Here is a 25211-nt window from a genome sequence, read left to right on the forward strand (position 1 = left end):
GGCATTTGTCCCATTCCCGGCATTTGGCCGCTCATTGGCATTTGTCCCATTCCCGGCATTTGGCTGCTCATTGGCATTTGACCCATTTCCGGCATTTGGCCGCTCATTGGCATTTGACCCATTCCTGGCATTTGGCCGCCCATTGGCATTTGACCCATTCCTGGCATTTGGCCGCCCATTGGCATCTGCCCCATTACCGGCATTTGGCTGCCCATTGGTAATTGTGGCATGAAGGAAGAAGATTCATCAACATATCCATGCTGCATAAATTCTGTTCCAGCAACTCCTGGCATTCCTCCAGGTTGATTAGGCAGCATATTAGGCATAGGCTCCATTGCTGCTCCTTGCACTTGAGAATATGGCATGAACGACATTGGCGGACAAGGAGGCGGCGGACACCATTGTGGTGGTGGCGGGCAGAATCCTGATCCAGGCATAATCGGTGTTACAGGTACACAGTAATCCTGGGGCATTTGCATTTGCGGCTGCATTAGCGGCTGCTCCATGAATGGAGATACCTCAGGCATTACTGGGTTTTCTTTCTGTGGTACTTTTACTTCTGGAAGTATATTGGCTGGTTTCGGCGGCAGTTGAGGCTGTTTAACCTCAATATTGGACATATTGTTCATATAATAGTTATTAATATCAATTTCTGGAATGATTTGCAGAGGCATTTTTGGAGTATATGGTGTTTTAGGTGTTTCCATAATTGGAGTTTTTACTGGTTCTTTTATTGGTGCTTTTATTGGTGCTTTTATTGGTTCTTTTATTGGTGCTTTTATTGGCTCTTTTATTGGTTCTTTTATTGGTTCTTTTACTGGTATTTTTACAGGCACTTCCTTCTTAGGTACTTCTTTGATAGGGATCTCTTTTACAGGTTTTTCTTTAATTGGAATCGGAATTGGAACTGGGATTGGAACTGCTTTTGGAACCTCTTTAATTGGAACCTCTTTAATTGGAACCTCTTTAATTGGAACTTCCTTTTTTGGAGCTGTTTTAATTGGCATTTCTTTTGGTTTCTCTTTGGTAATCGGCATTTCCTTTTTGGCGCCTAAGTTGATTGTGGCCCCCGGCTTTGTTCCCATAGGCGCTTCTTTTTTTATATTTCCACCTGTTGTTGGGACTTTTATTTTCATACCGGGCATAATCATATCAGGGTTGCTGAGCTGTGAATTCATCTTTTTCAGCTCTTCAAAATTCACGCCGTACTTCTTGGCGATTTTCCAAAGAGTATCCCCTTTCTGTACGATATGGATCTTCACTCTGATTTCCCTCCTATGCATAAGTCCATATATTCTATGTGATGATAGGCAAAGTGCTAACATTCTTCAGAAAAACTTATGCTTTTTTTCGGAAGAATATGAATCAACCAGTAGGAAAATAAAAATAGATGCAATTATTAAAAATTGCACCTACCTTATTATTATGCGTTTTGTAACATACGTTCCAGCGCTAATTTTGCATTTTCAGCAATTTCCGGAGCGACCTTAATCGTATTATTTGTCTCCTCTAATGTATCTAAGCTCCACACTAAATGCGGAAGATCAATTCGATTCATCGTTAAACATGGACACATCGCTGGATTTAAAGAAATAATTTTTTTATCAGGATGATTCTGAATGAGGCGATTAACGAGATTCATTTCGGTTCCAATTGCCCATTCAGAGCCCGGCTCTGCTTTTTCAATGGCATTAATGATATAACTTGTTGAACCTGCCATATCTGATAGTTCGACAACTTCACGACGGCACTCAGGGTGTACAATAATCGTCATGTTAGGGTATTGGCTGCGTGTTTCATGGATATTATGAACGGTAAAATTCTCATGTACAGAGCAATGACCTTTCCAAAGGATAACTTTTATTTTTGAAGTGTCACCTTCGTATTCAAGCTTATTCGTAATTGGGTTCCAAACAGCCATTTCATCTAAGCCAATGCCTAAGTCATAAGCAGTATTCCGTCCTAAATGCTGGTCTGGTAAAAATAGAATTCTTTCTTTTTGAGTAAATGCCCACTTGACCATGGTCTCGGCATTAGAGGACGTTACGCTCGCCCCTCCATGTGCTCCGACAAAAGATTTAATCGCAGCGGTTGAATTCACATAGGTTAAAGGCAAAATCGTATCTCCAAAAATCCCTTGGAGAATTACCCATGCCTTTTCAGTTTGATCAAGGTCAGCCATGTCCGCCATCGAACAGCCAGCACGCATATCAGGCAAAATAACCTTTTGGTTATCGTTAGTTAGGATATCTGCTGTTTCCGCCATAAAATGAACACCGCAAAAAACAATAAATTCTGCTTCCGTATTTTCAGCTGATAATTGAGCCAGTTTTAAAGAATCTCCTGTAGCATCAGCAAACTGAATTACTTCATCTTTTTGATAGTGGTGGCCAGGAATGAATAACTTTGAGCCTAATTTACTTTTCACTTCAACCACTCTAGCTTCTAATTCTTCCTTCGACATTTGTTTATACTTTTCAGGAATCATTTTATTTTTTTGCATGGCTGCTAAAATACTCATTTTTATTCCTCCCCTTCCTTTAATAGAACTTTAACGCTTATATCAAGGGCTTTATATGAATGTGTTAAGAAACCTAGTGAAATATAGTCAACACCTGTATCACGATAGCCAGCTAAATTAGCCAATTGTATACCGCCAGAAGCTTCGGTTATAAATCCTGAAGGAACCAATTTGATAAGTTCTTTAATCTCTTCTGGCGTACGATTATCAAACATAATCACATCTGCTCCAGCGCTGACAGCTTCTCTCACTTGTGCCTCTGTTTCAACTTCTACTTCTACCTTCACCATATGACCGGCTTTTTTTCGAACACTTTCAACTGCATTTGTAATAGAGCCCGCAAACGAAATATGGTTGTCTTTAATCATAATACCGTCATATAAACCAAAACGATGATTAAAGCCTCCTCCAGCAGTAACGGCATATTTTTCAAGCATTCTTAAGCCGGGGGTTGTTTTTCGCGTATCGCAAATTTTGGTATGGCCACTGTCCAATGTTGAAACAGCGTTACGTGTAAGTGTCGCAATCCCGCTCATTCTTTGGATAAGGTTAAGAACCACTCTTTCCCCTTTTAATAAATCAGCAATCTTTCCAGAAGCTGTTGCAAGTTTTTGACCAAATTCAATGTTTTGACCATCCTTCACAAAAAGCTTCGTTTCAATGTCTTGATTCAAAAGGTTAAAACCTGTTTTAATAATTTCTTCCCCACAAAAAATTCCGTTATCCTTTGAGAGGAAAACAATTTCTCCTGTTGTATCATCCGGGAAAATTAGATCGGTTGTGATATCCTGTTCTCCAATATCTTCAATAAAAAATTGCTCAAGTAGCGAGCGCAGTTTCAACGTGTTCATGGTTTGACCCCATTCCCCAGCTATTTTTATGAATAATTGATTTCTTTAACCAATGTTGATCGTCTTCCATTGGGTAATCACTTCGAAAATGACCCCCACGGCTTTCTGTCCGTTTCAATGCCGAGTCGGTAATGAGACTCGCGATTACGAGCATAAAAATCTTTGTCATCTCGTCAAAGGAATAAGCCTTGAGATCATCTATTTGATGGATATTAAAAGTATCCAGCCATGTTTTTTGCTTTTTAAGATTGACCTCGTTCCGGACTATTCCTACCCGTTCCATCATGGAATTCTTAATTTCTTGTTTCGTTGGTAAGCTTACTTTTTCATAAGGCGTATAAGGACGAGCTGCTTCTAACCGAGGGTAGTCTTCATTTACGGCCGTATTTAGCCATGAAGATAGCTTTTCACCCATATATAAACCTTCTAATAACGAATTGCTTGCTAGACGGTTGGCGCCATGCAATCCCGTGCAGGCCGCTTCACCAATTGCATATAAGCCATTTATGGATGTTCGCCCGGAAAGGTCGGTTTTGATTCCTCCCATTAAAAAATGACTGCCGGGAGCTACCGGGATTTTGCCATCAGATAACTGAAGCCCATTTTCATCACAAATGGCCGTTATCGACGGGAATCGCTGTGAAAAATTTTCTATATTACGAATATCTAAAAATACGTTATGTCCATTTTTAAGATATTCATAGATTTTCTGTGACACTACATGCCTTGGAGCTAGATCCTTTTGCGGATGAACACCTTCCATAATCCGCGTTCCGTCCTCGGTTACTAGGATGGCGCCTTCACCGCGAACCGCTTCGGAGATGAGGCCTTTTGTTTCACCGTTCAAGTAAAGAAGCGTCGGATGAAATTGAATAAACTCCATATCGGTCACTTCGGCACCTGCGATGTAGGCCATTGCAATTCCATCACCTGAGACGGTATGGGCATTAGAGGTATACGTGAACAATTGACCACAGCCGCCTGTAGCTAAAATTGTATTCCGGCTGTAATAGTTCTTTATCGTACCATCAGGCATTTTTGCTTTTACACCGATACATCGTTTCTCTGCATTCAACAAAAGCTCATATGCAAAAACATTTTCTTCGATTGTGATATTGTCCTTTAGCGTTGTTATTAGGAACTCAACCATATTTTTGCCGGTTGCGTCACCTCCGCCATGGACAATTCGCTTTTCACTATGGGCCCCTTCCATCCCCAAAAGCAATTCACCATTTTGATTTTTATCAAAAACAGATCCTTGTTCAGCAATGAACTTGATGAGCCCAGGTGCAGCATTTATAATTTCCTCGACTGCTTCTCTATTATTGTGATATCTTCCTGCTTCCAGCGTATCAGCAACATGTTTCGATGGATGGTCATCAGTGCCAACCGCAGCTGCAATACCACCTTGAGCAAGATAAGAATTGGCTGTTCTCATTTTCTCTTTTGTGAGTATCCTCACATTCAAATCCTTATTTAAAAGTGAGGATAACTGAAGTGCAGCTATCCCACTTCCTAAAATTAACACATCATCATTTTTCATCATCTTGACTCCTCCTGGATTAACAGGTGTCTTGACATCTATATTTACATAGAATTAAACTAAATACAAGAAATTTTTTCAAAAAGCGGAAGCGGCATTTAAACTCCTCGGAAGAGCTAACGCTTTTCTTTCGTTCAATGCAAAGCTTCTCTAGTATGCTAGGCCAAATACGAGAATTGGAGATTACAAATGATATATTTTGATTTTGCGGCCACTACTCCTTTAGATTCAGAAGCAGCCGAGGTTTTTGTTCAGGCTTCAACTGAGTACTTTGGAAATTCAAGCTCGCTTCATGATATCGGTGGACAGTCACAGGACTTATTAGAAAATTGCCGTGAAGAGTTGGCAAATTTAGTAGGTGTAAATAAAAAAGGCTTGTTCTTTACAAGCGGTGGATCTGAGGGGAATTTTTTAGCCATTGAGGCTCTTTTGTCCGCTCCTAAAAAACAGGGAAAGCACATCATTGCCGGAATGGCAGAGCACTCTTCTATTCATGGTGTCCTAAACCGTTTAGGAGGGTACAATGTTACCTATTTACCCTTTAATCCATCTGGTTTAATTGACATAGATGAGCTGGTCGGAGCCATTACCCCTGACACCGTATTAGTGGCGATACAGCATGTTAATTCTGAAATTGGAACGATTCAGCCGATTGAAGACATCGCTCGCGTTTGCGAAGAGCAAAATATTCATTTTCACAGTGATTTTGTTCAGTCCTTTGGAAAAATTGACCTGAAAAGGATTGCCCCGCTCGTTAGCAGCTTTTCTTTTTCAGGTCATAAAATTTATGGTCCAAAAGGGGTTGGAGGTGTCTATATCGACCCAGCCATTTCCTGGAAGGCTTTTTTCCCGGGGAGTTCACACGAAAAAGGATTCCGGCCCGGAACCGTAAACGTTCCTGCCATTGCGGCAATGACTGCAGCTGCGCAAAAAATAAATAACCAAATTTCGAGTAATCAGGAGCGGTTCCTATCTTTGCGTGCCAATTTTATTGAGTCGCTTGAGCCTATTAAGGAATTTGTCCATCTTCATCAAGCAAAAATCAATTCACAATTACCTTCTATCATTGGTTTACGAATCGCCGGAATTGAGGGACAATGGATGATGTTGGAATGCAACCGGTTTGGATTCGCGATTTCTACCGGTAGTGCTTGTCAAATCGGCATGCAGTCACCTGCAAAAGTGACACAGGCCTTAGGGTTAAGCAAGCAAGAAGCAAAAGAGTTTATCAGAATTTCTTTTGGGAATTCAACCAAGAGGGAAGATGTTATAAAGCTTGGGGAAACTATAGTCGATATCGTAAAAAAATTTAAAAACTAAATAGGGTAATGAGAAAGATGAGGTGAATATGATGGCAGAGCAGAAAAAGAGATTAGGAGATGAAAGGAGAGCTTTCATTCTAGAGCTGCTTAAAGACAGCCCTACGCCGCTAACAGGAAGTGAGTTAGCCACACGAACAAATGTAAGCAGGCAGGTGATTGTCGGCGATATTACACTCCTTAAAGCAAGAGATGAGCCAATCATTGCAACTAGCCAAGGCTATCTTTATTTTAAACAAAACACAGGTGCGCCATTATTTGAACGGACCATTGCCTGCAAACACTCACCGGATGACACTGAAAATGAGCTAAATTTAATGGTGGATCATGGTGTATTAGTCAAGGATGTAAAAATTGAGCATGGAGTTTACGGAGATTTAACAGCCTCGATTATGGTATCCAATCGCCAAGAGGTAAAACAATTTTTAGAAAACATGTATCAGACAAATGCTTCGTTATTATCGGAATTAACGGGAGGCATTCATCTTCATACGATTGCAGGATCCAGTGTTCAAATTCTAGACAAAGCTGAGGCGGCTTTGAAAGAAGCTGGGTTTTTGATTGAATATTAGATTGTAACTATAAAAAGTGGCCCATACTTGGGACCACTTTTTTACTATCGTAACTTTATAGTGACCGTAACCTTGGTTGAAACAGCACCTGGGTAACTATAGAGCTCTTATAGTGACCGTAGCCTTGTTGGAAATAGCTTTTGGGTAACTATAGAGCTCTTATAGTGACCGTAGCCTTGTTGGAAATAGCTTTTGGGTAACTATAGAGCTCTTATAGTGACCGTAGCCTCGGTTGTAATAGCAATTGGGTAACTATAGAACGTCTTTCTATGTCCGAACCGATGATGGAATCTTTCTTGTTATCTTGTTTAGGATTCCAAAAACAAAAAAACAGTGGGATTCACTCGAATTCCCACTGTTTTTACTGTTATTTAATCATTTTCGATGGGTAGCTCCCCAGTAACCTCACTCCACACCCTAGTGCTTCGAGCTCGGCCATTGCGCCCGGAATCAAAACTTCATCAAGCTTCATTTCCAAATCAATAATAAAGAAATAATTGCCTATTCCTGTTTTCATTGGTCTTGATTCAATTTTTGACAAGTTAATTTTCCGCCAAGCGAAGGCAGAAAGAACCATATGCAGCGTTCCAGCTTTGTCAGTTGGAAGGGTGACCATTAGTGTTGTTTTATAATGGTTCGAGCCGCTAAGCTCTTCAAAATTAAGCGCCTGTTCCGAGAGTACGAAAAACCGAGTATGATTGTGATCGAAGTCGTGAATATCCTTTTGTACAATCGACAAACCGTATTCTTCAGCGGCCAATTCATTGGCAATCGCAGCCACTCGTAATTCCGGCTGATCTTTCACCATTTTGGCTGCAGCAGCCGTGGAGCTTACACTTTCATAAGGAACCCCATTTAACTGAGTATGTAAGAACTTATGGCATTGCGCAATCGCATGGGAGTGACTAAATACCTTATTTACATCCTGCCAATTTTCGCGATTATCCGGGTGAACCATTAAATGCTGCTTAATAGGGATAGTAATTTCCCCAACAATCGGCAATTGAACAACATGGGTTAAATAATCTAATGTAATATTAACGGTACCTTCCAGGGTATTTTCCACAGGAACAACCGCAACTTCTACCTTTTCACTAACCACAGCATCCATGGATTCGGGAATGGTTCGAAATGGTTCAAGCTCAAATCCAGGAAAAACTTTCTTCACCGCTATTTCGGTGAATGTTGCCTTTGGTCCTAAAAAACCAACTCTCATGATTTCATACACTCCCTAACAAAATCTCTATCTACTGTTAAAATAAACTTAAGCGCCTGTTCCAAGTACTTCCACTTTTTCTACAAATTCAAGCTTCCGTAATTCAGCAAGCAACTCATCTATGTCAGTTGAAATCTCGGTGGTATTGAGCGAAAGTGTAACGTTTGCCCTTCCTTGCAATGGAATGGTTTGATGTATAGTCAACACATTGCAGCCAGAAGAAGCAACAACACCCAGTAGTTTCGAAAGTGTACCTGAACGGTCCTCAAGATGAAAAAAGAGTGTCACCAATCGTTCCTTTACAATCGTGGAAAACGGAAATACCGTATCCCTATATTTGTAGTAGGCACTTCTGCTTAAATCAACCTGTTGAACGGCGTCCCAAATCGACTCAGCCTTGCCTCGTTCAAGCATCTCTTTTACATCAAGTGTTTTCTTCATCGCTTCAGGCAAGACATCTTCTCTAATTAAATAAAATTTCTTATCAAATTTTTCATTTTTCATCTCTCTACCCACCTGATTAGAAAAAGCATAGGCACCCGCCTTTACTATTCATCGGGCGCCTCAGCTAGAATTTCTACTACTCAACAAACTCAAATTCAAAGTCTAATAATTTAACCGTATCCCCGTCTTTTGCCCCTTTTTGCCTTAAGGCTTCATCGACTCCAAGACCACGAAGCTGTCTTGAAAAACGTCGAATCGATTCTTCGGTTTGGAAATTTGTCATCTTAAACAGCTTTTCAATTTTTTCTCCTGAAACCACAAATGATCCATCCGGTTCTCTGGTAATATAGAAGGCCTCTGGATCTGCCTCATGCTTATAAAGAACCCGGTTAATACCCGTTTCTTCTTCTTCATGCTCAAGTGGAAATTCTGGAGTTTCTTCGATTTTATCCGCAACCGCATATAATAGCTCTCTCAAGCCCTTTCTTGATAAAGCAGAAATCGGGAAAATCGGGAAATCTTCTTGAACTCGTTCTCTAAATTTTTGCAGATTCTCTTCCGCTTCCGGCATGTCCATTTTATTAGCAACAATAATCTGTGGACGCTCGGTTAAACGTAAATTGTACTCTTCCAGCTCTTTATTGATCGTCAAGTAATCCTCATAAGGATCTCGTCCTTCGGTTGCAGCCATATCAATGACATGAACGATAACACGTGTTCGTTCAATATGACGTAAAAATTGATGGCCAAGTCCTACACCTTCACTTGCACCCTCAATCAAACCTGGCAGGTCTGCCATAACAAAACTTCTATTATCCTCTGTTTCAACCATCCCAAGATTTGGCACAATGGTGGTGAAATGGTATTCAGCAATTTTAGGTTTTGCTGAAGAAACGACGGATAATAATGTAGATTTCCCAACACTTGGGAAGCCGACTAGTCCAACGTCTGCAAGCAGCTTTAATTCTAGGACAACATCGCGCTCTTGACCTGGTTCGCCATTTTCAGCAAGCTCTGGAGCTGGATTAGCAGGGGTCGCAAACCGCGAATTTCCGCGTCCGCCACGTCCACCTTTGGCAATGACTGCACGCTGACCATGCTCAACAAGATCGGCAATGACTTCTTTCGTTTCTGCATCCATAACGACAGTACCCGGTGGCACCTTAACAATCATATCTTTCGCATTTTTCCCATGCTGATTTTTGGACATGCCATGCTCACCACGAGGCGCTTTCCAATGGCGTTGATAACGGAAGTCCATTAATGTCCGCAGACCCTCATTGACTTCAAAAACGACATCTGCACCCTTACCGCCATCTCCGCCAGCAGGTCCGCCCATTGGAACATATTTTTCACGACGAAATGCGACCATTCCATTACCGCCGTCTCCGCCTTTTACGTATATCTTCGTTTGATCGACAAACATTTAATTCCTCCTGATTTTGACTGACAAACGAACGAAATTAAAACTTACATCACCGACATAAAGACTTCTAACCCCAGTTCGTTTTCTGAAAACTCCTTTACCATCACATCATTTTCAGATGCTTCCAGGAATTGTTCTATCAGTTCTTTTTTAATTATTATTCCGCTAAAATCAAAAAAGAAACGAACTCCATCTGATTGCGGTTGTATTGTAATTGATAAATGATTTTCTTGAAAAGCCTCTATCGCTTGATCTAATACAGAAAAGAAGGCTTTTGTCCAATTTGATAAGATGTGATCATTTATTTTCACAGCTTCTAAATCGTTCAGCACCTCGTATTCAAGCTGAAATAAATGACTCTCCCAGTTAGATTTTAAAAGCAAGGAGGCAAATTTCGGCAAATGAAAATTTGAAAGCTTAGATTCATGCTGTACTTCAATTACAATTTCATTTATATATGCTTTTGCCCGGTCAATTCTATTTAAATCCAAGTTTCCTTTGATTAGCTGCAATCGATTGAGCCAATCATGCCGTGAATGCCGCAGCACTTCAACGATATCCCATTCTTTCTCCATAATCGCTCTCCTAGCTTAAGTGTCAAAAAAACTATTTTCTGTTAGTATATCAAAAAACTTGCCAGGAGTAAGCATTTTATGCTTTTGTTTTCCAATTGAGGAAGGTATGAGGATCTTTTCAGGAGATCAAATGGAGTTCATTTGGATAATTTTTCCTTATTATTTAAAAAAGAAAACCCTAACCAATCGGGTTAGAGTTTTCACTGAAAGCTTACGCTTCTTGAGCTGTTGGATAAACGCTCACTTTTTTACGGTCACGACCTAAACGTTCAAATTTTACAACGCCGTCGATTTTCGCAAATAGAGTGTCGTCACCGCCACGGCCTACGTTTTCACCTGGGTAAATCTTTGTACCGCGTTGACGGTAAAGGATTGAACCACCAGTTACGAATTGACCATCTGCACGCTTAGCACCAAGGCGCTTTGCGATAGAGTCACGTCCGTTCTTTGTAGAACCTACTCCCTTTTTAGATGCAAACAACTGAAGATCTAATTTTAATAACATGTATTCCACCTCCTACTTTTTGAAGGTTATTTTTATGTGTTCTCCGTACTCTTCTTCAATCGTCTGCAATGAAACGATCATACCTTCTAGCAGGAGCTGAACTCTCTCATTTATATCTTCCGGAAGTTTATCTGGAAGAACACAGCGGAGAAAGCCATCTCCTTGTTCAATCTCAGGTGTAACACCAGTAATGGCGTGCACGGCATTGATTGCGCCGACGGAAACTGCGGATGCGCCTGCACAGACGATATCCTTTCCCCGATCAGCGAAGAATGCATGACCACTTATGGTAAATGATTGAATCGATTCGGATTCAGAACGATTAATTGTAATAGATATCATCTATCCCAACACCTTACGCGTTGATTGCTTCAATCACAACTTTAGTGTATGGCTGACGATGACCTTGCTTTTTACGGTTGTTTTTCTTCGCTTTGTATTTGAAAACGATGATTTTCTTAGCGCGGCCTTGTTTTTCAACTTTAGCTGTAACAGTAGCACCAGCCACTAATGGGCTTCCTACTTTTACGTTTTCTCCGCCAACGAATAAAACCTTATCAAATGTAACTGTTTCGCCTGCTTCTGCGTTAAGCTTCTCGATGTAGATAGCTTGACCAGCTTCTACCTTGATTTGCTTACCACCTGTTTCGATAATTGCGTACATACTTGCACCTCCTTATAAACTCAGACTCGCCAAATACAGGCGCTCATGCAAAAAGCAATCGACTTAAGACCTGTTCTGTGCGGTTGTAGCACGGGTGCTACAAACATAACATCGATAATTTTAACATGGTATAAGCGATAGTGTCAATAGAGTTCTCCAGCTTTTTGGGCGATCTCTTCATGATTTCCAAATTGTTTTAACACATAGTGATGATGGGGTGATGGCTGGATTGAAAAATACACTTTCATATGTATCCACTCTTCTACCATTTCTATATGTGGCAGTATTGCCTCTTTTACTTCGTTTGTTGTTTCAATTAATACCGCTTCTGCATCTGAATTCCGATGTTCAAGCAATTCCCGCTCTAAACGAAACGCCATTGTCTCCGCGCTAATAATCCGGCCAGTTCCGTCACAAACTGGACATTTCACCTGAAGAGCTTCTGACAGCGAGACTTTGGTTTTCTTCCTTGTTAGCTGCAGAATTCCAAGTGAGGTAAAACCCATTATTTTTGTTACCGTTTTATCATTCTGTAATTCGGATTCTATCGTCTCCAAGATGGAACGTTTGTCCTTCTCATTTTTCATATCAATAAAGTCAATGAGGACGATCCCCCCGATATCACGAAGCTTAAGCTGGCGTGCAATTTCGATGGCAGCAAGCGTATTTGTTTTTACCACTGTATCCTGATAATCATGTTTACCTGAGAACTTGCCGGTATTGACATCAATCACCGTTAAAGCCTCGGTTTCATCAAATATCAGATAAGCTCCTTTGTCCAGCCAGACAATTCGCTTCAACGCTTTGTCAATTTCATGTTCAATTCGATGAACAGTGAAAATATTTTCTTTACCATTATAGTAGGTTATCTTTAGATTTGGATTTCTGCTATCAAGGACTTTTTTTAAAGAAAGGTCATCGACAATTACCTCACCCTCAAACATTTGCATCATAGAATCTATGACCATTTCTGTAAATGTGTCTTTTTGAAAAATGACACCGGGCTTTTTAAGTCCAGCAGATTTCTCCTTTAATTCAATGGCTACCTGTCTAAGAGTGGTAAGTTCCTCTTCAATTTCCGATTCAGACACTGATGTACTTGATGTTCGAAAAATAATCCCTTCTTCTTCCGTTTTCAACACCATACCGATTCGGCGAAGATATTCTTTTTCATGGATAATCTTTTTCGAAACAGCAACATACCGCCCTTGCGGCATATAGATAATATTCGTTCCTGTAATCTCAATAATTCCTGTTACTCTCGGTCCTTTTGTTCCAGTTGCGTCCTTTTCCACTTGCACCAATAACTTCTCACCCTGATGAACAAAAGCTGAGACACTTTTCTTCTCTTTATCAATACTCCGTTCCGGTGATAATACATAGGAAGGGAGCACATCACGATGAAGGTAGGCGTTTTTCTCCTCGCCAATATCGATAAATGCAGCGTTCATCCCAGGCAAAACCTTGGTTACTGTCCCATAATAAATATTACCGACCAGAGATTGCTGCTCTGGTCGGTCAAAAATAATCTTTTCAACTGTATTATTTCGAACAAAAGCAAATCTCTTTTCTCTAGAAGCTGCGTTAATAATTAATTTCTCCAAACTAACATCCTCGCTTTTTTACTAATCCAGCTCCAGCGCCTAGGGGCTCGGGTCATAAGTCAATCCGTCAAGAAGGTTAAAGAACAACCTTCATGCCGGCTCGTCTTATGCCTGTCGCCCCGAGGAAAAAAAGAACTTCCTTTTTCCCTGTGCACTAAGGAAAGCTCCTTAGATTAATCCTCGCAGGAACAAGCTGTGCTTGTTCCGAAGGCGCTTTCGCTTTTTTTAATTGGTGTATATATTATACCCTTTTAGTAAGAAAAGAGAAGGTCGCTGATTTTATCGGTTAATCGTTTTTCTGTAAAATAAGCATGCAGCAGTTCATTTTCATCCAACATTCCTTTTTCTTTGCCGTCACTCTCAACAATAATCGGATGTTTGCAGCCGCGTTGGAATTTTTCTAACACGTCTATCAGCAAATCTTGCTCATTGGCTTGGATGGGTTTGAGTGCTTGGAGGTCGCTCTTTTTCCCATAGTAACGCTCGAGAAGGAATCTCATAAAAATATAGCGGCGCTGCTTCCACTCGTGATAAAGAGAGAATAATAAGAAGCCGACGATAATCCATACATTTATTTGCTGTGGGGCTGCTATGAGTGTGAGAATAGAAAAAACCGCAATGCTAAGAAAAGAGATTAGCAAGGTTAAGCGGTGAGCAATCGGAAATGATTTTTTTAATGAAAGAAGCATAAAGATTAGCTTTCCGCCATCCAGCGGCCAGACTGGAAACAGATTGAATAGAAGTATCATTAGATTGTATTGGAAAAATAATTGATACAAATCTTCCGGAATAAGATTAAAAAATAATAGTGCATATGCAAGTCCAACCATCCAGATATGCTGCAGCGGACCTGCAAGCACAACAATTGCTTCTTCCTTTAACGGGCGGTTCCCATGCTCTTCCATTTCAGCCACCCCTCCAAAGGGGAGGAGGGTGATTTTTTTGATTCTCCATGAAAAAAAAGAAGCCGCAGCAGCATGCCCCATTTCATGGATAAAAATAATGCCGATTAATAGGCAAACCTCGAGGAAATGTGCTGTAGCAATGGATATGGCGATGACAATCCATAATAATGGATGTACATGGACTTGTTGTAATAAATAGATGGCTTTATTCAAAGCGAATCACCTGGATCGGGTCAATAAAATCATCGCCCTTTTTAATCGCAAAGTAATACCTGCCCTTGGTTTTGTCTTCACCTGTTGATTCTGATGCTGTACCCACGACCGTTTCTGTTTTTATAAACTCATATAGACTTACCTTTATTTCCTCAAGATTACCGTAGGTAGTTTCAGTTTGATCCGCATGCTGAATGATAACGGTCTTACCCGTATCTTCCTTAACACCTGCAAACATAACATTTCCTTCATTCATCGCTTCCACAGGAGCCCCTTTTGTGGTTTCAATCATGACTCCCTGTCCATTCTTTTCAAAGTTTTCGAGAATCTTTCCTGAAAAAACAGGTACCACATGATCTTTTTCGACTACTTTCTTCTCTCCTACTGTTTCTTCGCCGGTAAACGGGAGGAGAGCGAGCGGCTTACCAAATTGATCTTCATACCATTTTGATACGGTTGCAAATTTAAAATCCTGCTCCATCGTTTTCGCCACAAAATCCTTCGCTGGTGCAAATGTTGCATTGTTTTCACGGTACAGAATGGCAATCACAAGAAATAGGAGGGCGGATGCCAGGATTTTAAAGATGAAAACTTCTTTTTTAAATAATGGATGCACAACATCGTCCTTACCAACTTCATAAGATGAATAATGGTTAAATCCGTATTTTTCATCCTCCCCTGGCCAGTTTATTTCTTGTTCTGGACCCTTTCCAGATGAACCATTGCCTTTTTTTCGCTTTGCGATTCGTCTCCGTATTTCCTCTGGTGTAGACCGCATTTCTTATCCACCAACCTTTTAAACAGCTTTTTGTACAAGTTTATGAGGTTGTCCTCAGGAGTATGACTTTTAAGATTTTTTTCAAGACGATTTCAGTTTTAATCTTATACTATCAACTACTCTTTTCGGTAATGGCTCATTACACTACCACTTAACGAAAACTATAAGTTTAACAGAACATGCATTTTGCAGATAGCATAAAAAAGCCACTATTTTTTAAAAGAATTCAGATAGTTTTTCATCTTGTTTCTAGCCATTTTATAATGCTATGTTAATGGGACGATAAGCGCTTTCATTTGTTATTACTATTTTGTGAAAGTATTTTATCACAGTTCTACTAACCGAGAGATTAGTAAACTACAAAATTTCACAAGAATAAAGGAGGAATTTTTTGAAATGAGAAAAAGAGTATTAACCATAACACTATTAATAATCTTATCACTGGTAACCGTAACAATGGCTGGAGCAAAATCACTTTATCCTTCAAAACCTGTTCCAACAAAAGATAGACACAACATTTCAGAAATTGTTCATCCTAATAGCAAATGGGAAAAGGTAGCCACTGGCAGCGGATTTATGGAAGGAATTAATTTTGACCGTAACGGCCAAATATGGATGGTCAGTCCGGCCACGGGCGAAATTATGAAGGTTGAGGGAGATATGGTTTCAATTGTTGATAAAGATAAATTTCCTATCGGCGCAAAGTTTCATAAAGACGGACGCCTTTTTATCACCGATGGAACAGGTGAACTTTACGCTTATAACACCAAAACCAAAGAGCGTCAGACCATTGTTAATTCTTACAATGGTTCGCCTTTGAAAGGACTTAATGACTTGGTATTTGATGACGCTGGAGGGCTTTACTTTACCGAGCCATTTGGATCAAGCGTAACGAATCCTGTAGGCCGTGTCTTCTATTTGCCTCCAGGCGGGACCGAGCTGCAGCTTTTTCAAGAGGGCATTGCTTATCCAAATGGTATAGCCATTTCTGCTGATGGACAGCGTGTTTATATCTCTGAATTTGGCAGCAACCGAATTATTTCAGTTCCATCGAAGACTGCGAAAGACCAGCGGGAAATGGCATTTGCTTTCGCACAGTTTGAAGGTGGAATTGGACCAGATGGATTGGCTGTGGATAAAGAGGGTAATCTTTATGTTGCACATTTCCAAGCAGGTGAAATTGTCGTAGTGGATGCGAGTGGATTTAAGTACGGTACAATTCGCCTGCCTGAAGATGCAGGAACATTTACTACTAACCTGACTTTTCATAATGGCTATCTATATGTGACCGAGTCACTGAAAAATGAAGTTTGGCGTATTAAGGTTAAAAAAGAAGGTTTGCTGCCTTTCGGTTTACAATAGACTAGGTAGGTAAGGATCCCTTTCAACTATCTCTCGGATTCTCTAGGGCTGTCGCAAATGCGCAGCCTTTTTTTGTACGCTCGTTTTTCACCTTCCAATTATTTTGGAAACTTTTTAATACGTTTTATACATTTTTTATGGGGTTTGTACATTTAGACATTTATTACTAAATTTCTACAATTAAAAATAAGCCTTGATAAACTGGATAAGCCACACATTTTTATTGCTTATCCATATAATGGCTGTAAGTTAAATATATAGAGGTGAATCAATTTGTCTAATAGTCAAAACCATGACAGTTTTCGTGGTGATGTTTACGATTTAATTGAGTTAGAGCAATTATTAAAGAGTCCTCACCAAGTACTTTTTGAGGGAAAAAGTCCATTCCAGGACGTGCTCTTGCTAGAATCCAAGAATATACGCTTATACCAGAACGATCAAATAGTTTGGAATAGCTTGGATGAACGGATTTTTCATGAAGCTCTCGTCCATCCGGCTTTTATTTTAGCAGAACAACACGAACGAGTTCTAATTATCGGGGATGAATGCGGATTGGCCTTGCGAGAGGTCCTCAAATATTCCAGTGTATGCCACGTTAGTCAAGTATCACTATCCGCAGCAACCCTTCTAGCTGCCGAGAAAACACCTGAAATTTCTGAACTGAACGAAGGTTCCTTTTACGATAAACGTGTTCAAATCAGCAAAAGTATAAATGATTTCCTAAAAACAGAACAACTGCAGTTTGATGTGATAATAGGGAATCTTCCAGATCCGGAAACCGAGGAAAATTGCAAACTCTATACAAAAGAATTCTTTAGGAAGTTGTCCAATCTCCTGACTGATTGTGGAATATTGGTTATCCAGTCTGCGTCGCCTGAAGACACTCCGTTAACATTCTGGAGTATTGAAAAAACACTGCGAAGTACGGCTCTTCATACCCTTAACTATCATGTCAATGTTCCTTGGTTTGGAGTTTGCGGATTTCATCTTGCTGGGAAGAAAGTTTTACAATGGTGTCAAGAGGAAAAGCCGTGTGTTCACAACCGTTCACTCCCTGAAAATCTAAAAACATGGTTTACTTTTTCTCAGCGTGTGATGTCAGTAAGGAAACAAGCGGTAGTTAACTCAATAAAATCCTTAAACCTATACAAACCTTTTTCAGAAGGTACTCAGGAACCGGAAGACAAGAAAGAACTTTGTTATCTGCTCTCCAATCCCCACACTGTGCTTTATGAAGGCGGACCAGCTGGGGATCGGGTATTAGTCTTGAAGACAAATGATGTCCGCTTATACCTAGACAAGCAGCTTCAGTTTAGTTCTTTAGATGAGCAAATCTATCATGAGGCACTTGTTCATCCAGCCCTTTCTATGGCCAAAAAACGTGATCGTGTCCTAATTGCCGGCGGCGGAGATGGGTTTGCCGTTCGCGAAGTATTAAAATACCATGATGTGAAACATATTGATTTGGTCGATCTCGATCCATTGATGATCCATCTGGCACGTAATATTTCAAAGGTATCTTCCCTTAACGATAGAGCCCTCCATGATAAACGGGTATCTGTTCATCAAAAAGATATCCAGGTATTCCAAAAAGAAAAAAACGAACCTTATGATGTTATCATCGTGGACCTGCCAGACCCAGGCAATGAAGTATTAAGCCGATTGTACACGGTAGAGTTTTTTAGTAAATTATGTAATTTGTTAACGGAAGACGGCATTCTTGTCTGTCAATCTCATTCGCCGGAGTATGCACCGTTTGTATACTGGAGTATCGGATTAACACTCAAGGGAACTGGTCTGAATATCCGGAGCTATCATATTCCTGTCCCTTCATTTGGAGACTGGGGGTTTCACCTCGCTTCGAAAAAGCCGCTGCAAGTAAGAAAAAGGAAAAATTATGTCCCTTATTCTACACTCCCAGAAGACCTGTCAAGTTTATTTGTCTTTTCATCGAATAGCCGCTCTGTTCTGGAGAATTCACATCAGAATACCCTGTCCAACCTAAAATTACATGATATATATAAACAAGAATTACGAAAATAACTTTCAACATTTTGAGCACTATATTCAATAAACATGGACAACCGTACAATTTATTTTACGCGTAATCCCATACGATAATTTACAAAGGAAAACGGAGGGGAATGATAAGACATTGACGAAAGAAGGAAAACATATAATCATTGACGCATTTGAGTGCGATTCTGCCCATTTAGATGACATCAAATTTTTAGAAGAAATGTGTACGAAGGCTGCTCTTGACGCAGATATGGAGATTTTATACACGTACTTTCACCAATTTGATCCACAAGGTGTAACCGGGGTGCTCGTTTTATCGACTTCACATTTATCCATTCATACATGGCCTGAAGAAAAATATGTGTCGCTAGATTTTTATACGTGCGGGACTCTTGAGCTTACACCACAGGTAGAATTTCTTATAAAAGAATTGTCATCAAAGCGTGCAATGGTTTACTCCGTTTCCCGTGGCGTTTCTTATCCTCAAGTGATTAACTGTGAAGAAATAGACAGTTGAAATAACCTCAGAAGTGATGGTTCTGGACCTTTGATTGGTTCTACGTTAGGTGCTATTGGTGGACCGTCACAGGTACAAGTGTACAAGCTTTGATGAATGCTGACGACGACATCGGAATTTATTTTGCGGATATTTTTTGCTCCTGGGGCAGACTGCCAAGTTATCATCGTGCAACGCTAACTGTGCATTTACTAGAGTAGCAGCATGAAAACAGGAAAAAGCCTGTCCACTTGGGCAGGCTTCATTTATTATCGTACACCAAAGAATTTTTTAATTTTACCAAACATACCTTTGTTGTTTTCTTCAAGAGGCTGCAGCGGGATTGATTCGCCAAGAATACGTCTTGCGATATTTCGATACGCAATGGAGGCCTTGCTGTTTGGATTTAAAGCAATTGGTTCGCCGTGGTTAGAGGCTTTAATGACCTCTTCGTCGTCAGCGACAATCCCAATTAACTCGATCGATAAATGGGTTGTAATTTCATCCACATCTAACATATCGCCGCTCTTCATCATATGATTCCGGATCCGGTTGATTACTAATTTCGACTCCACTGTCTTAGATTTCTCGAGCAATCCAATAATTCTGTCTGCATCGCGTACAGCTGATACTTCAGGGGTTGTCACGACAATTGCACGGTCAGCACCTGCGATGGCATTTTGGAAGCCCTGCTCAATTCCTGCAGGACAATCAATAATAATATAATCATAGTCTTGTTTAAGTTCATTGATTAGTTTGTGCATCTGTTCAGGCTTAACAGCTGATTTATCAACCGTTTGCGCGGCTGGAAGCAAATATAATAAATCTTCGAATCTTTTATCCTTCACCAATGCTTGATGGATTTTGCATCTTCCCTCAACTACATCAACAAGATCATAAATGATTCTATTTTCAAGCCCCATAACAACATCTAAATTTCGAAGGCCAATATCTGTATCCACTAAGCATACTTTTTTACCTTGAAGGGCCAACGCTGTACCAATATTTGCAGAAGTCGTAGTTTTTCCTACGCCGCCCTTACCAGATGTTATTACTATTGCCTCTCCCACATTAAAGTCCCCCTTCTAATCTCGTTAAATTAGGCCTTAAATTTATTAAAACTTGCAATCTATCTACGATGATTTGATGGTTATCGTCGATGTATGCACATTCCATTTCTCGTTTTTCGTTATTTTGTACTTTATCGGGTGATCTGTTGATACAATCATGAATCCTCAGCTGCGACGGCTGCATGCTCGAAGCCGTAATAACCGCTTGATCATTTCCGAAAACACCTGCATGAGCAATTCCCTTCAATGCACCCATAACAAAAATATTTCCGCCTGCAATCACAGTTCCACCTGGGTTTACATCCCCAATAAGCAATAAATCACCTGGGACCTCTAAAACTTGTCCAGATCGAACGATTCGAGCCACGGTGACAACTTCATTTTCCGCTTTCAGCTTATCTGCTTCTGCTTTTGTGACAACATTGGATTCAATATCATCCACCATTAAATTCTTCTTTTGGCGTATGAGATTCTTTATTTCTTCTCGCTGAGCATCATTCAAATACCTGTTGCCCACGTCGACTTTTACAGGAGTTAAATGACGCTCAGCCTGAGTTTGTTGATTTGCAGAAAGTTTTTCATCGAGCTCCTTTTGAAGCTCCTGAAAGGAACAGCTATCATCAAGATGAAGGACAATTCCATCCTTCGTACCTTTAATCGTAACGTTTTGTCGCTTTTTCATGGAGAAAACTCACCTCAAATAATAAGAAACACAGTAGTGCCCAGAAATCGGCACCCTACCCAAGCCAGAGACACACTTTTATTATACAATTCGACACGCTTTGTGTATTCTCCTTTTTTAAAAAGGCTGTGAATGTAAAGATTGTAGTTAAAATCTTAAAGACGATTTTAACGTGGAAATAGTATTTTACGCTTTAGAATTTAGTTTACAGGCTCTTTTCTTATTAAATTTATTTCTTGCCGTACTTGTACAATCATTAAATTTGTTCAAAAAACAGCAAAGTTTATGAAAAGAGCTTTAAAAATTCATTCATCCCGTAAACTTTCCGCAAAACTTTCAAAATACCGCTTTAAAGGATACGCTGCAATCAACAGAAAGGCGGCATTTAAAAGGAGTGAAGAATAAAAGCGAATATCTAAAAAGCTCATAAATTCGAGCGTCGTGATATGAATTAAAAAGTCCATTTCATAGACACCCAATTCAAGTAGGGCAATCCCCACTAAAGATACTAAAAAGGCGACAATAATATTTGTCTGCAGCACATGCATGATTTTCGAAATAAGGTACGCAATAAATGGAAAAAGGAAAAAGTAAATGCCGATAATCTCGATCCAGACAATATCAAAAATCAATCCAAAAATGGCACCATAAATAATTCCATATTTTCTGCCTGCATAGATCGTAAGAAACAAAATTCCTGCAAACAGAAAATGCGGAGCCAATATGTAGTTTCGCCCAAATACCTCAGGAGGAATATATTGGACAAACAAACTTTCTAAAAGAAATAGGAATAGAAACAAAAGAGGAAGTAGGAATTTCTTCACAAATCCTCCTCCTCTCCACCGCCCATATCCGCCTGTGCAGGCTGAGTCATGGTTCTTTTAATCACAATAATGTTTTCCAAATCATAAAAGTCAGCACCTGGTTCTACCAAGGCTGTTTGGTTCAATCCATACTGGTCTGGCTTCACGTCAATGACTTTCCCAATTTGCAAGCCTTGAGGGAAAACTCCTCCTAAACCGGAGGTAATCACGTTTTGACCTTTTTTAATTTCAACTCCTGAAGGAATCGCCTTTATCAATAAAGCTTTTTTCTCTTCATCAAAGCCCTCAACAAGTCCAAAAATATTTGTATCGCCTTGGACAATCGCGGAAATCCGATTCTTCGGATCCTTTGCGCTCAATAATTGAACCGTTGAGCTGAACTGGTTGACAGTTTTGACTTTGCCAATCAACCCATGCGCAGTGATAACTGCCATATTTTTTTTAATTCCGTTTGTTTTCCCTTTATTGATAATAATCATTTCATGCCAACGATCAGGGTTTCTACCTATTACAGTTGCCTGTAAAGGTTCAAAATCTCTCAGGGTCTCTTCCTCACCGAGAATATCACGCAGCTCTTTATTGTCCTTTTCTAGCTCCTGTACCTGTGCTTCAAGGCTAACAAGTTTCTCCATCCGTGATTTTAGTTCTTTATTCTCTTCATATGTATTTTGCAAGTCCTGAAGATTTTCAAAGAAACCTGCCACTAAATGAGCAGGCTTTGAAACCAGGGATTGAACCAAGCCGACAGTATCCTTTAAGAATTGCTCCGGCCAGGTTAGTTTACTTCTCTCCCTTAACGAAAACCCAATCAATGCCACGAGAATAATTATGCTTACCAGCAAAACGATCAATCGTTTATTCAAGAAGAACTGTGGCATGATGATACACCTCTATTTCTTTATGTCTAGTTTCAGCACCTAGGACCTTCCGCCCTTTTGCACCGCTTCACTTTTCAATTATCTTGTATCTTTCGCTTTGTTTTTAAATAATTGGATATGGTCTAGGGCTTTTCCAGTCCCTATCGCCACACAATCCAGCGGGTTTTCTGCAATGAGTACAGGCATATTGGTTTCTTCACTAATGACCTTGTCCAAATTGCGAAGTAACGCACCCCCGCCTGTTAAGACAATTCCCCGGTCCATAATATCAGCAGCAAGCTCTGGCGGCGTCTTTTCTAATGTATTTTTCACAGCCTCCACAATTGCATAAACGGTATCTTTTAAGGCAGAACCAATTTCCTTCGCCGTGATTTCAATTGTTTTAGGCAGCCCGGTTAATAAATCACGTCCGCGAATCTCCATATTATCGATGCCTTCAGAATCACCAGCAGAACCAATTTCCATTTTAATTGCTTCTGCAGTACGTTCCCCAATCATCAGGTTGTAATTTTTGCGGATAAAAGAAACGATCGAATCGTCCATTTCATCCCCGCCAACGCGAATCGATATACTTGTAACGATACCGCCTAGAGAGATAATCGCTACTTCTGTGGTACCACCACCAATATCAACGACCATACTGCCAGTTGGCTCCCATACAGGCAGATTGGCTCCGATGGCAGCCGCAAATGGCTCCTCAATCGTATATGCGTCCTTAGCACCAGCTTGACGTGTAGCATCAATCACCGCTCGTTCCTCTACTGCCGTAATACCAGATGGTACACAAACCATGACATATGGCTTACCTGAGAAAATGCTCTTACTTTTAATGGCCTGACGAATATGGTATTTCATCATCACTGCTGTAATTTCAAAGTCGGCAATAACGCCATCTTTCATCGGTCTCATCGCTACGACATTTCCTGGAGTTCGTCCAATCATGTTTTTTGCGTCGTTTCCAACCGCTACAATCGCTTTTGTGTCTGTTTGCATAGCCACAACGGATGGCTCTCTTAATACAATCCCTTTTCCTTTTACATAAACAAGGGTATTTGCTGTCCCCAAGTCAATTCCAAGGTCTCTAGTCCCAATTCCAAACATAGTTGTATCTCCCTTTCTGATACGAAAATTGCAAAAGGTAAGTAAATATACCTTCTAATCCATGTATATTTTCTAGTAATTTATATCGTAAATCCAATAGATGTCCTAAAAAATCATAACCATTATTATATCCTAACGTCAATTAAAATCATAGTATTATAAATAGCCTTTTTCCTTGAGAGAGACAAATTTATTTTCGCCGATGATGAGGTGGTCGAGCACGTCTATACCTATCATTTTCCCGCATTCCACAAGCCGCTTTGTGACCTCTATATCTTCGCGGCTTGGTGCGGGATCTCCAGAGGGATGATTATGGAGGCAAATAATGGAAGCTGCTGAGCGCTTTAATGCCTCCCGAAACACCTCGCGCGGATGGACGATCGAGGCGTTTAAGCTGCCAATAAAAATCGTTTGCTTATGTAGCACTTGGTTTTTCGTATTGAGATATAAACAAACGAAATGCTCCTGGGATAGAAAGCGCATGTCATTCATCACATAATTAGCACCGTCTTCTGGAGAGCGAATCACATAACGGTCTGTATAGTTTAGATTCGCTATCCTTCTGCCTATTTCAACGGCAGCGAGAATCTGAATGGCCTTAGCTTGACCAATTCCCTTTATTTCTGTCATTTCTTCCAGAGTCGCCGCTTTTAAAAGCCGTAAGCCTTCAAAGTTTGTCAGCAAGCGATTGGATAATTGTAGAACACTTTCATCCTTAGTGCCGGTTCTTAGTAAGATGGCAATTAGTTCATGGTTCGATAAGCTCTCAGGACCATTCTGAATAAATCGTTCTCTTGGTCTTTCGTCTTGCGGGAAATCACGGATCATTAATGAATTCGTAGACATTTTTTGTCCTCCCTATAATAAGGGAGTTAAGGAACCAACCCTTATGGCAACTGATAGCCCAACCTTTTTAATTCGCGATAGGTTTTCGCGACCGGCAGGCCGACAACCGCAAAATAATCTCCATTAATTTTTTTGACAAGCATGCTTCCTAGTTGCTGAATGCCGTATGATCCTGCTTTATCAAGCGGTTCACCACTTTGTACATAGAACTTTATTTCTTCGTCACTTAACTCCCAAAACCAAACTTCTGTTCTTTCATAAAAACGTGCTGTCCCATTCGGAGACAAAATGGACACACCTGTGTAAACATCATGCTTTCGACCAGAAAGCATCTTTAACATTCTTGTGGCCTCAGCCTCGTCAGTTGGTTTACCTAACACTTGGCCATCAGCCACAACAATCGTGTCGGAACCGATAACATATGCTTGTTTGTTTTCTTTAAAAATTACCTGTGCTTTTCGCTCGGCAAGATCCATGACTACATCCTCTGGAGAAAGCGCTGGATCAAAGCTTTCATCTACTTCACTGCTTGAGATCGTGAATGTTAATCGGAGGTTTTCTAGAAGTTCTTTTCGCCGTGGAGAAGAAGAGGCTAAAATGAGGTTCTGCATTTAATCACCTTACCTTTTGCATCATTTAGGGAGATACATGTTAATCGTATCAGAATTTGTAGAAGCAAACAATTTTTACTTCATTAAAGTTTGAAGAAATTTGGCAGATTATGCAAAAAACTTATGACGCCAAATTCAAAATATTTTGATAGTAATTCAAAAAGCCTGTCGGTTGAATGACAGGCT

At 40.2% G+C, this 25211-nt stretch carries 26 protein-coding genes and 1 other annotated feature; of the genes, 5 read left to right on the top strand and 21 right to left on the bottom strand.

Features of this window, described 5'->3' with window-relative positions; translation table 11 throughout:
* The 4 genes from safA to nadB form a co-directional block, all read right to left on the bottom strand.
* The coding region (gene safA / locus V7108_RS00555; RefSeq protein ID WP_335567086.1) for a SafA/ExsA family spore coat assembly protein at positions 1-1262 on the bottom strand (1262 nt) is incomplete at its 3' end.
* Between the two features lie 161 nt (positions 1263-1423).
* Positions 1424-2521, bottom strand: coding sequence for a quinolinate synthase NadA (nadA, locus tag V7108_RS00560; RefSeq protein ID WP_335567087.1), 1098 nt, complete (start codon positions 2519-2521; stop codon positions 1424-1426).
* Positions 2522-2523: 2 nt separating this feature from the next.
* Positions 2524-3372: a carboxylating nicotinate-nucleotide diphosphorylase gene (nadC, locus tag V7108_RS00565; protein WP_335567088.1), complete on the bottom strand. Its 849-nt coding sequence runs from the start codon at positions 3370-3372 to the stop codon at positions 2524-2526.
* Positions 3341-4918, bottom strand: coding sequence for an L-aspartate oxidase (gene nadB / locus V7108_RS00570; RefSeq protein WP_335567089.1), 1578 nt, complete (start codon positions 4916-4918; stop codon positions 3341-3343). The genes nadC and nadB overlap by 32 nt, the downstream gene beginning before the upstream one ends.
* 186 nt (positions 4919-5104) lie before the next feature.
* Here nadB and V7108_RS00575 point away from each other — a divergent pair, with 186 nt between their 5' ends.
* Complete coding sequence (locus V7108_RS00575) at positions 5105-6235, top strand: IscS subfamily cysteine desulfurase (RefSeq protein WP_335567090.1); 1131 nt, start codon at positions 5105-5107, stop codon at positions 6233-6235.
* A 31-nt stretch (positions 6236-6266) separates the two neighbouring features.
* Positions 6267-6806, top strand: coding sequence for a transcription repressor NadR (locus tag V7108_RS00580; protein ID WP_335512789.1), 540 nt, complete (start codon positions 6267-6269; stop codon positions 6804-6806).
* A 367-nt stretch (positions 6807-7173) separates the two neighbouring features.
* On the opposite strand, the gene pheA is transcribed toward V7108_RS00580, so the two are convergent.
* The 10 genes from pheA to V7108_RS00630 all read right to left on the bottom strand — a co-directional run bounded on the left by pheA (position 7174) and on the right by V7108_RS00630 (position 15136).
* On the bottom strand, positions 7174-8022 hold the full coding sequence (gene pheA, locus V7108_RS00585) for a prephenate dehydratase (protein ID WP_335511030.1): 849 nt from the start codon (positions 8020-8022) through the stop codon (positions 7174-7176).
* Positions 8023-8070: 48 nt separating this feature from the next.
* Positions 8071-8526, bottom strand: a complete 456-nt coding sequence (locus V7108_RS00590) for an ACT domain-containing protein (protein WP_045523396.1) — start codon at positions 8524-8526, stop codon at positions 8071-8073.
* Between the two features lie 76 nt (positions 8527-8602).
* Positions 8603-9892 (bottom strand): GTPase ObgE, encoded by a 1290-nt coding sequence (obgE, locus tag V7108_RS00595; protein ID WP_335511032.1) that lies wholly within the window; start codon positions 9890-9892, stop codon positions 8603-8605.
* A 44-nt stretch (positions 9893-9936) separates the two neighbouring features.
* On the bottom strand, positions 9937-10467 hold the full coding sequence (locus V7108_RS00600; protein WP_335511034.1) for a sporulation initiation phosphotransferase B: 531 nt from the start codon (positions 10465-10467) through the stop codon (positions 9937-9939).
* A 211-nt stretch (positions 10468-10678) separates the two neighbouring features.
* The gene (rpmA, locus tag V7108_RS00605) at positions 10679-10972 is read right to left on the bottom strand and encodes a 50S ribosomal protein L27 (RefSeq protein WP_034674968.1); all 294 of its coding nucleotides are present in this window, start codon (positions 10970-10972) and stop codon (positions 10679-10681) included.
* A gap of 12 nt (positions 10973-10984) precedes the next feature.
* Positions 10985-11314 (bottom strand): ribosomal-processing cysteine protease Prp, encoded by a 330-nt coding sequence (locus tag V7108_RS00610; RefSeq protein ID WP_335511038.1) that lies wholly within the window; start codon positions 11312-11314, stop codon positions 10985-10987.
* Positions 11315-11327: 13 nt separating this feature from the next.
* Entirely contained in the window at positions 11328-11636 is a 309-nt protein-coding gene (rplU, locus tag V7108_RS00615; RefSeq protein WP_045523405.1) for a 50S ribosomal protein L21, read from the bottom strand.
* A 12-nt stretch (positions 11637-11648) separates the two neighbouring features.
* Positions 11649-11731: a sequence feature (ribosomal protein L21 leader region), on the bottom strand.
* A 48-nt stretch (positions 11732-11779) separates the two neighbouring features.
* Entirely contained in the window at positions 11780-13240 is a 1461-nt protein-coding gene (locus tag V7108_RS00620; RefSeq protein WP_335567091.1) for an Rne/Rng family ribonuclease, read from the bottom strand.
* A gap of 251 nt (positions 13241-13491) precedes the next feature.
* The gene (locus tag V7108_RS00625; protein ID WP_335567092.1) at positions 13492-14358 is read right to left on the bottom strand and encodes a M50 family metallopeptidase; all 867 of its coding nucleotides are present in this window, start codon (positions 14356-14358) and stop codon (positions 13492-13494) included.
* A complete protein-coding gene (locus V7108_RS00630; protein WP_335567093.1) occupies positions 14351-15136 on the bottom strand; it encodes a M23 family metallopeptidase in 786 nt (261 codons plus the stop codon). Before V7108_RS00630 ends, V7108_RS00625 begins: the two co-directional genes overlap by 8 nt.
* A 396-nt stretch (positions 15137-15532) precedes the next feature.
* Here V7108_RS00630 and V7108_RS00635 point away from each other — a divergent pair, with 396 nt between their 5' ends.
* The 3 genes from V7108_RS00635 (at position 15533) to speD (ending at position 19034) form a co-directional block, all read left to right on the top strand.
* Positions 15533-16498 (top strand): SMP-30/gluconolactonase/LRE family protein, encoded by a 966-nt coding sequence (locus V7108_RS00635; protein ID WP_335567094.1) that lies wholly within the window; start codon positions 15533-15535, stop codon positions 16496-16498.
* 273 nt (positions 16499-16771) lie between these two features.
* The gene (locus tag V7108_RS00640) at positions 16772-18541 is read left to right on the top strand and encodes a spermidine synthase (protein WP_335567095.1); all 1770 of its coding nucleotides are present in this window, start codon (positions 16772-16774) and stop codon (positions 18539-18541) included.
* A gap of 112 nt (positions 18542-18653) precedes the next feature.
* Positions 18654-19034: an adenosylmethionine decarboxylase gene (speD, locus tag V7108_RS00645; protein ID WP_335567096.1), complete on the top strand. Its 381-nt coding sequence runs from the start codon at positions 18654-18656 to the stop codon at positions 19032-19034.
* A 248-nt stretch (positions 19035-19282) separates the two neighbouring features.
* Here speD and minD read toward each other — a convergent pair whose 3' ends face one another.
* The 7 genes from minD to V7108_RS00680 form a co-directional block, all read right to left on the bottom strand.
* Positions 19283-20083 carry a septum site-determining protein MinD gene (gene minD, locus V7108_RS00650; protein ID WP_335511055.1) on the bottom strand — a complete coding sequence of 267 codons (801 nt, stop codon included), beginning with the start codon at positions 20081-20083 and terminating at the stop codon, positions 19283-19285.
* Between the two features lies 1 nt (position 20084).
* Entirely contained in the window at positions 20085-20765 is a 681-nt protein-coding gene (gene minC / locus V7108_RS00655; RefSeq protein ID WP_335567097.1) for a septum site-determining protein MinC, read from the bottom strand.
* 305 nt (positions 20766-21070) lie between these two features.
* Entirely contained in the window at positions 21071-21589 is a 519-nt protein-coding gene (gene mreD, locus V7108_RS00660) for a rod shape-determining protein MreD (RefSeq protein WP_335511059.1), read from the bottom strand.
* On the bottom strand, positions 21586-22467 hold the full coding sequence (gene mreC, locus V7108_RS00665) for a rod shape-determining protein MreC (protein ID WP_335511061.1): 882 nt from the start codon (positions 22465-22467) through the stop codon (positions 21586-21588). Before mreC ends, mreD begins: the two co-directional genes overlap by 4 nt.
* Before the next feature lie 78 nt (positions 22468-22545).
* On the bottom strand, positions 22546-23568 hold the full coding sequence (locus V7108_RS00670) for a rod shape-determining protein (protein WP_335511063.1): 1023 nt from the start codon (positions 23566-23568) through the stop codon (positions 22546-22548).
* A 156-nt stretch (positions 23569-23724) separates the two neighbouring features.
* Positions 23725-24414 (bottom strand): RadC family protein, encoded by a 690-nt coding sequence (gene radC, locus V7108_RS00675; protein WP_045523430.1) that lies wholly within the window; start codon positions 24412-24414, stop codon positions 23725-23727.
* A gap of 41 nt (positions 24415-24455) precedes the next feature.
* Positions 24456-25025 carry a Maf family protein gene (locus V7108_RS00680; protein WP_335567098.1) on the bottom strand — a complete coding sequence of 190 codons (570 nt, stop codon included), beginning with the start codon at positions 25023-25025 and terminating at the stop codon, positions 24456-24458.
* Positions 25026-25211: the final 186 nt, after the last annotated feature.

The sequence above is a fragment of the Neobacillus vireti genome (genome assembly GCF_036962345.1).
GTDB lineage: Bacteria > Bacillota > Bacilli > Bacillales > Cytobacillaceae > Neobacillus > Neobacillus vireti_A.